Raw genomic sequence first — 11,034 nt, forward strand, 5'->3', positions numbered from 1 at the left:
GGGCCGGCTTGCGCTGCGGCCTGCTCTGGTCAGCCACCGTGCACCTCCTGGGTGAGCTCGGGCGTCGTGCCCGGGTCGTTCGTGGGCGTCGCGTCGGCGAGCCGCTTGCGCGGCGAGGGCGGCAGGGCCTGGCCGGGCAGCGGCGGGACGGGGTAGCCACCCGCGAACGGGTCGATGACCTCGGGGCCCGACCGGCGCCGCCGTGGTGGTTCCTTGCGTGCCGGGATGAGCAGCGAGACGACCACGAACACGGCCGCGACGCCGGCGAGGACGAAGAGCAGCGTGCGCAGGTCGAGGTGCGAGAACTGCCGCACGCCCTGCACCACCGCGACGCAGACCACCCACACCAGCGCGGCCGGGATCAGCACCTTCCAGCCGAGCTTCATGAACTGGTCGTACCGGAAGCGCAGCACCGAGCCGCGGATCCAGACGAACACGAACATGAAGAACCAGAGCTTGGCGAGGAACCAGAGGACCGGCCAGTAGCCCTCGTTGAACATGCCGTCGTTGATCCACGAGATCGGCCACGGCGCGCGCCAGCCGCCGAGGAACAGGGTCGTCGCCACCGCCGAGACGTTGAGCATGTTGATGTACTCGGCGAGGAAGAACCAGGCGAACTTCATCGAGGAGTACTCGGTCGTGTAGCCGCCGACGAGCTCGCCCTCGGCCTCGGGGAGGTCGAAGGGCAGGCGGTTGGTCTCGCCCACCATCGACACCACGTAGATGAGGAACGCCGGCAGCAGCGGCAGGAACCACCAGATCTGCGTCTGCGAGTCGACGATCTGCGACGTGGACATCGACCCCGCGAGGATGAACACGCTGACGAGCGACAGGCCCATCGCGAGCTCGTAGGAGATGACCTGCGCCGTGGAGCGGACGCCGCCGAGCAGCGGGTACGTCGAGTTCGACGACCAACCGCCGAGGACGATCCCGTACACGCCGACGGACGCGCACGCGAGGATGTAGAGCACCGCGACCGGGAAGTCCGTGAGCTGCAGCGGCGTCCGGACGCCGAACATCGAGACCATGGGCCCGAGCGGGATGACGGCGAAGGTCAGCAGCGAGCAGAACACCGCGATCATCGGCGCCAGCACGTAGACGAGCTTGTCCGCCGCCTTGACGGTGACGTCCTCCTTGAGCAGGAGCTTCATCGCGTCGGCGAGCGACTGCAGGAGACCGAACGGGCCGTGCACGTTCGGGCCCGGCCGCACCTGCATCCGGGCGACGACCTTGCGCTCGAACCAGATCGCGATGAGCACGCTGGTCAGCAGGAACACGATGATGGCGACGGCCTTGATGAGCCAGATCCACCACGTGTCGTTCGAGAAGTCGGCGGTCACCGGGGCGACGGCGCCGTCGCCGGTCGCGGCGGGCAGACCCGCCGCGAGGGTCGCGACCACGCTCATGCTCGGGCCTCCTCGTCCGTGCCGGTGACATCCTCGCGGGCCGCGGCGACGCGCACGACGCTCCCGCCGTCCGCGTGCAGCGTGTCGCGCACGTGGCTGCCCGCCGACGCGGTCGGCAGCCAGACGACGTGGTCGGGCATGTCCACGACCTGGGCGGGCAGCGTGATCGTCCCCGCGTCCGTGGAGACCGCGAGCCGGCCGCCGTCGACCAGTCCGAGGCCCGCGGCGGTGCCGGCGGAGATCCGCGCCGTCGCCACCTTGGCGGTACCGGCCAGGTACGGCTCGCCGTCCTGCAGCCGGCCGTCGTCGAGCAGCTGGTGCCACGTCGCCAGGACCGCCTCGCCGGCGCCGACGGCGGGCGGGTCGCCCGCCTCGACGGCGGGTGCCGCGGCGCGCGCGCCGTCCCACCCGCCCAGCTGGTCGAGCTCGGCGTGCACCGCCGCGAGGCTGCCGAGGCCGAGGTCGGCGCCGAGGGCGTCGGCCAGGCCGTGCAGCACGCGGTGGTCGGGCAGCGCGTGCGACGTGAGCGCCTGGGGGAACGGCCGCGGGCGGCCCTCCCACGTGACGAACGTGCCGGGCTTCTCGACCGGCGGGGCCACCGGCAGGACGACGTCCGCCCGCTCGGTCACCTCCGACGCGCGCACCTCGAGCGAGACGACGAACGCGCGCTCCAGCGCGTCGCGGGCGAGCGCGGGGTCCGGCAGGTCGGCGGGGTCGACGCCGCCCACGACGAGCGCGCCGAGGCGGCCGTCGCGGGCCGCGGCGACGATCTGCGAGGTCGAGCGGCCGGCCTCGGCGGGGACGTGCTCGACGCCCCAGACGGCGGCGATGTCGACGCGCGCGCCGGAGTCGGTCACCGGGCGGCCGCCCGGCAGCAGCGACGGCAGCAGGCCGGCCTCGACGGCGCCCCGCTCCCCCGCGCGCCGCGGCACCCAGGCGAGCCGGGCGCCCGTGCGCTCGGCCAGCCGGAGCACGGCGGAGAACCCGCCGGGGACGCCCGCGAGCCGCTCGCCCACGAGGATCACGGCGCCGTCGGCCGCGAGCGCGCCCGCGGCGTCGCCGAGCAGGTCGGACGCGCCCTCGACGATCCCGTCGAGCACCTCGGCCTCGGTGCCGGGCGCCGCGGCGAGCAGGGTGCCGGAGAGGCGCTCGAGCCCGCGCGTGGCGAGGGGGGCGACGGAGAGCACCCGGGTCCGCCGGGCGACGACCTGCTCCCGCAGCCGCAGGAAGAGCACCCCGGCCTCCTCCTCCGCCTCGAGGGCGACGAGGAGGACCGCGGGCGCGGCCGTGACGTCGGAGAACGTGACGTCGAGCGTGCGGCCGGCGACCCGGTGCGCGAGGAAGGACGCCTCCTCGTCCGAGTGCGGCCGGGCGCGCCCGTCGACGTCGTTGGTGCCGAGCGCGACGCGGGCGAACTTGCCGTACGCGTACGCGTCCTCGAGCGTGAGCCGCCCGCCGGGCAGGACGCCGACGCCGCCCGAGGCCATGGCCTCGCGCAGGCCGGCGGCCGCCGCGTCGAACGCCTCGACCCAGCTCGCCGGCTGCAGCTCGCCGCGCGTGCCGTCGGCGTTCCGGGTGCGCACGAGGGGGGTCGTGATCCGGTCGGGCGCGGACTGCCACCGGAACGCGAACCGGTCCTTGTCGGTCACCCACTCCTGGTTGACGACCGGGTCGTCACCCGCCAGACGGCGCAGCACGACGCCGCGGCGGTGGTCGACGCGGATCGCCGAGCCGTTGGAGTCGTGCTCGGCGATGCCGGGCGTCGAGACGAGGTCGAACGGGCGGGACCGGAACCGGTACGCCGCGCTCGTGAGGGCGCCGACGGGGCAGATCTGCACCGTGTTGCCCGAGAAGTAGGACGAGAACGGCTTGCCCGAGGTGTCGAGCGTCGAGGCCCCGACGGGCGTCTCGCCCGCGAAGCCCAGGACGTCGGTGTCGAAGGTGCCGATCTGCTGCTGCGCACCGCGCTTCTGCAGGTCGATCCACGCGTCCCCGGCGATCTCCTCCGAGAACCGCGTGCACCGCTGGCACAGGACGCACCGCTCGCGGTCGAGGAGGATCTGCGTCGAGACGCTGATCGGCTTGGGGAACGTGCGCTTGACGTCGACGAACCGGCTGGTCGCCCGGCCGTTGCTCATCGCCTGGTTCTGCAGGGGGCACTCGCCGCCCTTGTCGCACACGGGGCAGTCGAGCGGGTGGTTGATGAGCAGCAGCTCGATGACGCCGTGCTGCGCCTTGTCGGCCTCGGCGGACGTGTGCTGCGTCTTCACCTGCATGCCGGGCGTGGCCTCGAGCGTGCAGGACGCCTGCGGCTTCGGCATCTTCGCCAGGTTGCCGTCGCGGCCGGGTGCCCAGACCTCGACGAGGCACTGGCGGCACGCGCCGGCGGGCGCGAGCAGCGGGTGGTCGCAGAACCGGGGGATCTGGATCCCCAGGCGCTCGGCCGCCCGGATGACGAGCGTGCCCTTCGGCACGGACGTCTCGATGCCGTCGATCGTGAACGTGACGGCCTGGCCCTCCTCCAGCGGCGCCTCGGGCACCACCGGGGCGGCCGGCACGAGCGGCGTCGCGGTCTTCGGGTCGGGGGACGTGATCGTCATCAGTGCGCTCCCGCCAGGGCGGCGCCGTGGCGCGGTGTGTAGGAGAACAACGAGCTCCGCTCGGGCGGGAAGAGGACGTCGGCCGGCGTGTGGGTGCCCGCCTCGAACTCGTCCCGGAAGTACTGGATGGCCGACGTGACGGGGCTCGTCGCACCGTCGCCGAGCGCGCAGAACGCGCGGCCCAGGATGTTGTCGCACAGGTCGAGCAGCAGGTCGATGTCTTCGGACGTGCCCTGCCCGCGCTCGAGGCGCCGCAGCACCTGCGCCAGCCAGTACGTCCCCTCGCGGCACGGGGTGCACTTGCCGCACGACTCGTGCTTGTAGAACTCGATCCAGCGCGTCACCGCCCGGACGACGGAGACCGTCTCGTCGAAGATCTGCAGCGCGCGCGTGCCGAGCATGGAGCCCGCTGCCCCGACCGACTCGTAGTCGAGCGGCACGTCGAGGTGCTCGGCGGTGAAGATCGGCGTCGACGAGCCGCCGGGCGTCCAGAACTTCAGCTGGTGGCCCTCGCGGACGCCGCCGGCCATCTCCAGCAGCTCGCGCAGCGTGATGCCGAGCGGCGCCTCGTACTGGCCGGGCCGCGTGACGTGCCCGGACAGCGAGAACAGGCCGTGGCCGGCCGAGCGCTCGGTCCCCATCTGCTTGAACCAGTCGGCCCCGCCGACGACGATCCCCGGCACCGACGCCACGGACTCGACGTTGTTGACGACCGTCGGGCGGGCGTACAGGCCCGCGACCGCCGGGAACGGCGGCTTGAGGCGCGGCTGGCCGCGCAGGCCCTCGAGCGAGTCGAGCAGCGCGGTCTCCTCGCCGCAGATGTAGGCGCCGGCACCGGCGTGCACCGTGACCTCGAGGTCGTAGCCCGAGCCCAGGATGTTCGTGCCCAGGTACCCCTTCGCGTACGCCTCCTCGACGGCCTTGAGCAGGCGCCGGTACACGTGCACGACCTCGCCGCGCACGTAGATGAAGGCGTGGTGGCAGTTGATCGCGTACGACGTGATCGCGACGCCCTCGATGAGGTGCTGCGGGCTCGCCATCATGAGCGGGATGTCCTTGCACGTGCCCGGCTCGGACTCGTCCGCGTTGACGACGAGGTAGCGCGGCTTGCCGTCGTCCGGCGGCAGGAAGCCCCACTTCATGCCGGTCGGGAACCCCGCGCCGCCACGGCCGCGCAGGCCGGAGTCCTTCACCATCGTCACGACGTCGGCCTGCTGCATGCCGAGCGCGCGCCGCAGGCCGCGGTAGCCGCCGGCCGCCTCGTACGCCTGCAGCGTCCACGCCCGCGGGGCGTCCCACCCGGCCGAGAGCACCGGGGTCAGCGTCGTCGCCATCACGACTCCTTCGCGTCGTCGGAGGCCTGCTTGGTCTGCTGGCCCTCGGGCGAGACGTCGCCCGAGGTCGTCACCGGCCGCTGCGCCGACGACTGCTCGTCGCCCACCCGCGGCGGGACGTCACCGGACGCCGCCGGCCGCGCGGACGCGCCCTCGTCACCGGGGAACGCCGGGGCCGTCCAGCCGTGGCCCTTGGCGACGCGCAGGCCCTCGAGCGTCGGGCCGCCGGCCGCCACACCCTCGTCCGCGCGGCCGTCCGGGAACCCGGCCAGCACGCGCGACATCTCGGTGAACGTGACGACGCGGTCCGCGCCGCGCGTCGGGGCGACCGCCTCGCCCGCCCGCAGCCGGTCGACGACCTCGCGCGCCGACTGCGGCGTCTGGTTGTCGAAGAACTCCCAGTTCACCATCATCACGGGGGCGTAGTCGCAGGCGGCGTTGCACTCGATGCGCTCGAGCGTGATCGAGCCGTCCTCGGTGGTCTCGTCGTGGTCGCAGCCGAGGTGCTCCGAGAGCTCCTCCCAGATCGCGTCCCCGCCCATGACCGCGCACAGCGTGTTGATGCACACGCCGACCGTGTAGTCGCCGTTGGGGTGGCGCTTGTACTGCGTGTAGAACGTCGCGACCGCGGAGACCTCCGCCGTCGTCAGGCCGAGCGTCGCCGCGCAGAACGCGATGCCGCGGGGGCTCACGTACCCGTCCACCGACTGCACGAGGTGCAGGAGCGGCAGCAGCGCCGAGCGCTCCTGCGGGTACCGCGCGATGACCTGCGCGGCGTCCGCGTCCAGCCGGGCGCGCGTGGCCTCGTCGTACGCGGTGGCGTGCTGCTGCCCGGGCGTGCGCCCCGACAGCCCCTCCGGTGCGTGCTCGACGCTCATCAGCGGTCCACCCCTCCGAGCACCGGGTCGATCGACGCGACGGCGACGACCACGTCCGCGACCTGGCCCCCCTCGCACAGGATCGACGTGGCCTGCAGGTTGTTGAAGGACGGGTCGCGGAAGTGCGCCCGGTACGGCTTCGTCCCGCCGTCGGAGACGAGGTGCACGCCGAGCTCGCCGCGCGGGTGCTCGACGGTCTGCCAGACCTGCCCGGCCGGCACCCGGAAGCCCTCGGTGACGAGCTTGAAGTGGTGGATCAGGGCCTCCATCGAGCTGCCCATGATCTCCCGGATGTGGTCCAGCGAGTTGCCCATGCCGTCGGTGCCGATGGCGAGCTGCGCCGGCCACGCCACCTTCTTGTCCCCGACCATGACGGGGCCCGGCTCGGCGAGGCGCTCGACGCACTGCTCGACGATGTGCATCGACTGGTAGATCTCCTCCAGGCGGACGATCACCCGGTCCCAGGCGTCGGCGCCGGAGGCGGTCGGGACCTCGAAGTCGTAGGTCTCGTAGCCGCTGTACGGGTCGGTCTTGCGCACGTCGTACGGCAGCCCCGCCGAGCGCAGCATCGGGCCGGTGATGCCCAGCGCCATGCAGCCGGCCAGCCCCAGGTACCCGACGTCCTTGAGCCGCAGCTTGAGGATCGGGTTCGCCAGCATGAGGTCCTCGAGCTGCTTGACGTAGTGCCGCACGTTGCCGAGCGCGGTGCGCACCTGCTCGACGGCGCCCGGGGGCACGTCCTGCACGACGCCGCCGGGGCGGATGTACGCGTGGTTCATCCGCAGGCCGGTGACGAGCTCGAAGATCTTGAGGATCTCCTCGCGGGCGGTGAAGCCCGCGGTCATGATCGTCGTCGCGCCGAGCTCGTTGCCGCCCGTCGCGAGGCAGACGAGGTGGGACGTGATGCGGTTGAGCTCCATCATCATCACGCGGATGACGGAGGCCCGGGCCGGCACGTCCTGGGTGATGCCGAGGAGCTTCTCCACCGCCAGGCAGTACGCGGCCTCCTGGAACAGCGGGGCCACGTAGTCCATGCGCGTGCAGAAGGTCACGCCCTGGGTCCAGGTGCGGAACTCCATGTTCTTCTCGATGCCGGTGTGCAGGTAGCCGATGCCCGCACGGGCCTCGGTGACCGTCTCGCCGTCGATCTCGAGCATGAGCCGCAGCACGCCGTGGGTGGACGGGTGCTGGGGGCCCATGTTGACGACGATGCGCTCCTCGCCGAGCCGCGCCGCCTCCTCGGCGATCTGCGACCAGTCGCCGCCGCTCGCCTCGAAGGACGGGACGCCGACGGTGTCCTCGTCGACGACGTGGCCCGTCGCCCGGGGGGTCTGGGTGCTCACGAGTACGACCTCCGCTCGTCCGCCGGGGGCACCGTGGCGCCCTTGTACTCGACGGGGATGCCGCCCAGCGGGTAGTCCTTGCGCTGCGGGTGGCCGGGCCAGTCGTCCGGCATCTCGATGCGGGCGAGGCCCGGGTGGCCGTCGAAGACGATCCCGAAGAAGTCGAACGTCTCGCGCTCGTGCCAGTCGTGGCCGGGGTACACGCTCGTCGTGGAGGGGATGTGCGGGTGCGCGTCCGGCACCGCGACCTCGAGGCGCAGCCGGCGCCCGTGCGTGACCGACGACAGGTGGTACACCGCATGCAGCTCGCGGCCCGTGTCGTGCGGGTAGTGCACCCCGGAGACGCCGAGCCCGAGCTCGAAGCGCAGGTCGGGGTCGTCGCGCAGCGCCTGCGCGACCGCCACCACGTGCTCGGCGACGACGTGCAGCGTGAGCTCCTCGCGGTCGACGACGACGTACTCGACCGCGTTCGCGTAGCCCGGGCCCTGCTCGTCCAGCACCTCGGCGAGCACGTCGACGACCTCGTCGAACCAGCCGCCGTACGGCCGCTCGCTCGGGCCCGGCAGGGCGATCGTCGTGACGAGCCCGCCGTAGCCGGACGTGTCCCCCGTGCCGTGCACGCCGAACAGCCCCTCGCGTACGGCGACGACCTCGAGCGGCGTGCGCGCCGCCGGGATGTTCTGGGCGCCGGCCTCGGCGGCCGCGGCGGTCGCGGACTGCGCCTCGACGGCGGTCGAGGTGTCGCCGGGCTTGGCGGCGGCGTGCGCGTCGGCCTTCACCGTCGACGCGGGCGTCTCGGCCGGCTCGTCGCGCGTCGCGTCCTTCTGGCGCTCGACGGCCGCGTGCGGCGCGCCGACGTCGTCCTTCTTCTCGTCGCTCATCGCAGCAGGCCCGTCATGTGCGAGGTCGGGGTCGCCTCGAGGGCGGCCGCCTCGGCGGCGGCGACGGCGTCGGCGCGGTTCACGCCCAGCGGCTCCTTCGAGATCTGGTCGTGCAGCGCGAGGATCGCGTTGATGAGCATCTCGGGCCGCGGCGGGCAGCCCGGCAGGTAGATGTCGACCGGGACGACGTGGTCGACGCCCTGCACGATCGCGTAGTTGTTGAACATGCCGCCGGACGAGGCGCACACGCCCATCGACAGCACCCACTTGGGGCCGGACATCTGGTCGTAGACCTGCCGCACGACGGGCGCCATCTTCTGGCTCACGCGGCCCGCGACGATCATGAGGTCGGCCTGGCGCGGCGACGCGCGGAAGACCTCCATGCCGAACCGGGACAGGTCGTAGCGTGGCGCGCCGGCCGCCATCATCTCGATCGCGCAGCACGCCAGCCCGAACGTCACGGGCCACAGCGAGCTCTTGCGGAAGTAGCCCGCGAGGTCCTCGATCGTCGTCAGCAGAAACCCGGAGGGTGCCTCTTCGATCCCCATGTCAGACCTCCGTCCTCGTCGTCGCTCGCCGGCTCAGTCCCACTCGAACCCACCGCGCTTCCACTCGTAGACGAAGGGGACGGTGATCATCACGAGGAAGGCCACCATCGCCACCAGCCCGAACGCGGCCAGCTCGCCGAAGCTCACGGCCCACGGGTAGAGGAAGACCACCTCGATGTCGAAGACGATGAAGGTCATCGCGACGAGGTAGTACTTGATCGGGAACCGGCCGCCGCCGATCGCGTGCGGCGTCGGCTCGATGCCGCACTCGTAGGCCTCGAGCTTCGAGCGGTTGTACCGCTTCGGCCCGATGATCGCGCTCGCGCCGACACCGCCGAGCGCGAGGACCGCGGCCACGCCCATGAGGATGAGCAGCGGGACGTACGGGTTCGTCATGAGCCGGCTCCGTGGGGGGTCAGAAGGCTGGAGGTCATCGTTCTCGTCGTCCCGTCACGCGTCCGGGACGATCCGGCTGAGCCCCGCGATGGTGCGGTCGACCCAGTCGCCGCCGTGGGGCTCGTAGCAGTCGGACAGCAGCTTGAGGACGAACTTCATGAGCAGCGGGCGGGGCAGGCCGTAGCGGGTGCACAGGCGCATGACCTGGGGGTGCTCGATCAGCGTGACGAACACGCGGCCGAGCGTGTAGTACCCGCCGAGGTCGTCCTTCATGCGGCGCTGGTACGTCGCGAGCGCCCGCTCCCGGCCCGCGGCCGTGCCCCGGGCGAGGCCCTGGCTGATCGCGTCGGCCGCCACGCGCCCCGCCTGCAGCCCGTACGCGATGCCCTCGCCGTTGAACGGGCTGACCATGCCGGCCGCGTCTCCGGCCAGCAGCAGGCCGTTGCCGTACAGCGGACCGCGGTTGAAGCCCATCGGCAGCGCCGCGCCGCGCACCGGGGCGACCTGGTTCTCGGGCGTGAACTCCCACTCCGCGGGGGCGTTCGCCATCCACGCGGCGAACAGCTCCTTGTAGTCGACCTTCGTGGCGGCCGCGGTCGAGCTCACGGCCCCGAGGCCGACGTTCGCGGTGCCGTCGCCGAGGGCGAAGATCCAGCCGTAGCCCGGCATGAGGTCCGAGCGGCCGGGCTCGCCGGACCACAGCTCGAGGTGGCTCTCCATCCACGCGTCGTCGTGGCGCGGGGTGCGGAAGTAGGTGCGCACCGCCACGCCCATCGGGCGGTCCTCGCGCTTGGCCAGCCCCAGCCCGGTGGCGAGCCGGGCGGACACGCCGCCGGCCTCGATGACGACGGGTGCGCGGTAGACGGTGTCCTCGCCGGCGCGGCGGCCCGCGGCGTCGACCGGCCGGGCCGTGACGCCGACGACGCGGCCGGTGCGCTCGTCGCGCACCGCGCCCGTGACCGACGTGCGCTCCTGCAGCTTGGCGCCCGCGCCGCGGGCGTGCTCGGCGAGCAGCTGGTCCAGCGAGGTCCGGGCCCGCGCGAGGCCGAAGGAGGGGTAGCTCGACAGCTCCGGCCACGGCAGCTCGAGCCGGTGGCCGCCGCCGAGCACCCGCAGGCCGCGGTTGCGGATCCAGCCGTCCTGCTCGCGGATCGGCACGCCCATGCGGACGAGCTCGGCCACCGCGCGGGGCGTCAGGCCGTCGCCGCAGACCTTGTCGCGGGGGAACTGCGCCTTCTCCAGCAGCAGGACGTCGAGGCCCGCCGAGGCACAGTGGTAGGCGGCGCTGGCACCGGTCGGACCGGCGCCCACGACGATGACGTCTGCGTCATCGCGAGTCCCCACCACCACGAGTGCTCCCACTCTTTGTGACGTGCTTCACGTACGTTTTTCGAGTCTAGCCAGGCCCCCCGGGACTGTCTTGGAAGGTCGTCCTAACCTGCGACGACGGCTCCCGGCGACGGCCCGCGACGACGATCCTCGACCGACCCCCTCCGCGGCCCCTGGGACCTTCGACCCGTGACAGCCGAGGGCGGGTGCGGCACCGGCCCCGCACTGCTCCGGCGGGAGCCCGCGAGGGGCGCGGCCGCCCCTGCGCAGGGTGGCACGAACCGCGCGGCGGCGCGCCCCGAGCCCGGCGCGCAGCGGC

9 protein-coding genes are annotated in these 11,034 nt (G+C 72.9%); all 9 read right to left on the reverse strand.

Annotated elements, in window-relative coordinates:
* Positions 1-29: 29 nt before the first annotated feature.
* The 9 genes from nuoH to HGCM_RS00990 are packed head-to-tail and all read right to left on the reverse strand — an operon-like array spanning position 30 to position 10,736.
* Positions 30-1,406 carry an NADH-quinone oxidoreductase subunit NuoH gene (gene nuoH / locus HGCM_RS00950; RefSeq protein ID WP_019135026.1) on the reverse strand — a complete coding sequence of 459 codons (1,377 nt, stop codon included), beginning with the start codon at positions 1,404-1,406 and terminating at the stop codon, positions 30-32.
* The gene (locus tag HGCM_RS00955) at positions 1,403-4,006 is read right to left on the reverse strand and encodes an NADH-quinone oxidoreductase subunit G (RefSeq protein WP_019135027.1); all 2,604 of its coding nucleotides are present in this window, start codon (positions 4,004-4,006) and stop codon (positions 1,403-1,405) included. The genes nuoH and HGCM_RS00955 overlap by 4 nt, the downstream gene beginning before the upstream one ends.
* Positions 4,006-5,340 carry an NADH-quinone oxidoreductase subunit NuoF gene (nuoF, locus tag HGCM_RS00960; protein WP_019135028.1) on the reverse strand — a complete coding sequence of 445 codons (1,335 nt, stop codon included), beginning with the start codon at positions 5,338-5,340 and terminating at the stop codon, positions 4,006-4,008. The genes HGCM_RS00955 and nuoF overlap by 1 nt, the downstream gene beginning before the upstream one ends.
* Positions 5,340-6,218, reverse strand: a complete 879-nt coding sequence (gene nuoE, locus HGCM_RS00965; RefSeq protein ID WP_019135029.1) for an NADH-quinone oxidoreductase subunit NuoE — start codon at positions 6,216-6,218, stop codon at positions 5,340-5,342. Before nuoE ends, nuoF begins: the two co-directional genes overlap by 1 nt.
* On the reverse strand, positions 6,218-7,561 hold the full coding sequence (locus HGCM_RS00970; protein ID WP_019135030.1) for an NADH-quinone oxidoreductase subunit D: 1,344 nt from the start codon (positions 7,559-7,561) through the stop codon (positions 6,218-6,220). The genes nuoE and HGCM_RS00970 overlap by 1 nt, the downstream gene beginning before the upstream one ends.
* Positions 7,558-8,442, reverse strand: coding sequence for an NADH-quinone oxidoreductase subunit C (locus HGCM_RS00975; RefSeq protein WP_019135031.1), 885 nt, complete (start codon positions 8,440-8,442; stop codon positions 7,558-7,560). Before HGCM_RS00975 ends, HGCM_RS00970 begins: the two co-directional genes overlap by 4 nt.
* A complete protein-coding gene (locus HGCM_RS00980; protein WP_019135032.1) occupies positions 8,439-8,990 on the reverse strand; it encodes a NuoB/complex I 20 kDa subunit family protein in 552 nt (183 codons plus the stop codon). The genes HGCM_RS00975 and HGCM_RS00980 overlap by 4 nt, the downstream gene beginning before the upstream one ends.
* A 33-nt stretch (positions 8,991-9,023) precedes the next feature.
* The gene (locus tag HGCM_RS00985) at positions 9,024-9,386 is read right to left on the reverse strand and encodes an NADH-quinone oxidoreductase subunit A (protein WP_019135033.1); all 363 of its coding nucleotides are present in this window, start codon (positions 9,384-9,386) and stop codon (positions 9,024-9,026) included.
* A gap of 54 nt (positions 9,387-9,440) precedes the next feature.
* The gene (locus HGCM_RS00990) at positions 9,441-10,736 is read right to left on the reverse strand and encodes a geranylgeranyl reductase family protein (protein WP_026075161.1); all 1,296 of its coding nucleotides are present in this window, start codon (positions 10,734-10,736) and stop codon (positions 9,441-9,443) included.
* Positions 10,737-11,034: the final 298 nt, after the last annotated feature.

Source organism: Cellulomonas massiliensis JC225 (genome assembly GCF_000312005.1).
GTDB classification, from domain to species: Bacteria; Actinomycetota; Actinomycetes; order Actinomycetales; family Cellulomonadaceae; genus Cellulomonas; species Cellulomonas massiliensis.